Genomic DNA, 2,673 nt, shown 5'->3' with positions numbered 1-2,673 from the left:
ACAAGACTTGCGAGCATCTCATCATCAGACAGTTCAACCGTAACACTGGAATTACGAACTTCAGCAATCAATATTCCTTGATAAGCTTCTCCCTTACCTTCTTTAGCAAGAGTGACAAAACGCAGTATCTCTTCTTCGAAAATAAAATAGTTTGATGCGTTCAAAGCTTCTAAGGTTGTTGGTAATGTCTTATTGTCAAAGCTTGCGTTGACCACAAACCCAGACGGCAGACATGCCATCACTTGCTTCCTATCTTCCGACAATGTAACGATGCTATCCCACATTCGAATTGTGTACCCTTAATAACTCTGTTGTTATGCAGTCTATATAATTCGCTCAGTGCTTAGAATCACTACAGTAGAATAATCAGCGTCACATCACTTACTTTCGATGTTGCAAAGGGACTCATAAATAAGACTGACCGATTCTAATCTCTTCTTCACCTTTACAAGAAAAATTCTTTCACGATTTTTCAAACTATGAATATTGGGTACGAGCATAAGATCGCAATACAGCGACGGATCTTCATCACCAAACGATTCGGGATGAATGGATGTGATAATATGAAATTATACCTTCCAAACAACGGCGATGATTAGATCGGTAGAATTGAGATAGGAAATGAGCGTCATGATGGACATGTTCAACAAAGTGAGAAATTGCATAAAGATTGGATAATTGAAATTACATAGGTCATTACATACTGCTGTTCAGTTTACAGTGTAAATCCGGCCTTCTAATTTACACTGTAAATCTAATTAACAGCTCTACATATGCTCTGTCGTTCCAAATTTAGTGACAATCGTTGATCTACCTATTTACAGTGTAAATTTGATAGTAGAGTACCGACATCTTTTCTAAACTGTAGCTCAGCTTGTTTTCGTCCGACTAGATTAAACTGTTCGACACAAGTCCCCCACTCTTTCTGCTGCACGACTTTCGCGATAAGTAAGTCTGAAACAACGAAACCTGTATCGATTATAGCGTCAGGTTCAGCTATGTGAGCTTGATGACCATTACTCTGGAGAATCAAATTCAGGGCACTGAAACCAATGCTGTCGTAACTATTACCACCATCGACATAATTCCTGAGGAGTTGGATTTCAGACTCTGCTATAGATTCCGCTTGCCTTGGCAATAATGCGCGCACCATATCAACCTCGAGAGAAGCCAAAGAACCAGAAGTGAGAAAACAGAAACTACGTTCAAAGTGACTTATCAGATTGTAGATCCAATTCTGTGCGTTTTCATTAAGTGGCTTAACCATCAATACCGAGTGACAGCCGCTTGCTTGATCGCGCTGGTGGCCAATGTGCATAGGTACAAAATCGTTATCGCGCCAGAATGAAATTAATTCACTGGTCGCGCCAAAGCTCGTTGCTAAGTAATCCGCCTGATTAGTTTGCTTTGACAACTGCCCCAACATCCAACGACCAATCCCCGAACCTTGATGACGTGTTGAAACGGCAATACGCATAACTCGAAGGCAACGACTGCTCGCCGCTTGCGTACAACCCAGTTGGTTTGCGAGTAATACTGGAGCTAGGTGACCTTGAGGTCTTCGTTTTCCAAGTTGAATCTGAGCAATCAGATCGCTATCCAACCCACCTTCTTCAGTTACCAACATACAACCTAAACATTCGTTTTTCTGCCAAGCAGCGTACAAACGGATTGCTGGATTGTTGAGAAACTGCATTAGATCGTTTGGTGACGTTTGATAATGAGCGTCAACAAGAAGAGAAAAACATTGCTGTAGCGGCTCCGGATTCGCCAAGCATTCTGCCTTTGATAACTCGACCAAGCTCAGTTGGTTGATTGCCAGATCAGAAAAGCTATCTAACTCATGAATCACCGAGTCACTTAGCGACGCGTCGTTACCAAGCAGGAAGCAATCAAACAACCAGCGCTCTAGTGGATCATTGCGATTCCAACGAATGGGCTGATCGAGCTTAAAACCTTTCCACCCTGGGCGATGATCTGAAAGCCAAGACTCGAACTTAAGTCCAAACCCTCTCCCACTCCCCTCGTATCCGTGAACGGTGGTTGAAAAAACCATACGATGATAAATGCCAACCATAGATTTGAGCATCGGGATTGGAATTGCAGCCGCTTCATCGACTAATAGCAAATCACAATCAGGCTTAGACTTAAGTAATTCATCTGGTGCTACGAATCTTAAACTTCCGCTTTGATAGCAAATGTAAGTAGCGTTGACCACTTCACAGTCTTCTAGGCGTTGACTCGCGTGGGAAAATACAGGCTCGATTGCTTTCACTGAAGGCGCTGTCACGATGATATTTAATCCATGACGCTCAACTAAAAGCTGAGCAGCGGCAATACCCAATGTAGAGCTTTTACCACGCCCTCTATCTGCCGTGAGAACTAAAGGACGTTTACGATGCCCAGACACCACTTTTTTAACCAACTCAACGGCCAGATTTTGCTGTTCAAATTTGTCCAAACTGTTTTCAAAGTCTTGCTTCAGAGGAAGTGCTTTAGTCGCTTGAACAACATCGTCTGTTTCGTTATGTTGTGAAACCGAAATGAGCTTATTGAAATTCTCCTTTAACCAACGTTGGCCAAAGCTCTCGTTATCTTCAGAGTCATCAACTTTTGGCGGCAACACCAACAACAGCCCACCACCGATTAACGAACCTAGTGCAGCGCTAAAAC

The 2,673-nt window shown here is 42.8% G+C and carries 1 protein-coding gene and 1 pseudogene; both read right to left on the bottom strand.

The genetic code is table 11. The features are described from left to right. A pseudogene (locus AB4496_RS22965) lies at positions 1-284 on the bottom strand (DUF342 domain-containing protein); the annotation flags it as partial. Between the two features lie 530 nt (positions 285-814). Further along, on the bottom strand, positions 815-2,673 hold a 1,859-nt coding region (locus AB4496_RS22960; protein ID WP_372132089.1), incomplete at its 5' end, for a GNAT family N-acetyltransferase.

The sequence above is a fragment of the Vibrio sp. 10N.222.46.A1 genome (genome assembly GCF_041473595.1).
Classification (GTDB): domain Bacteria; phylum Pseudomonadota; class Gammaproteobacteria; order Enterobacterales; family Vibrionaceae; genus Vibrio; species Vibrio tasmaniensis_A.
The sequence above is the reverse complement of the archived record's forward strand: the minus strand, read 5'-3'. Positions and strand labels throughout refer to the sequence as shown.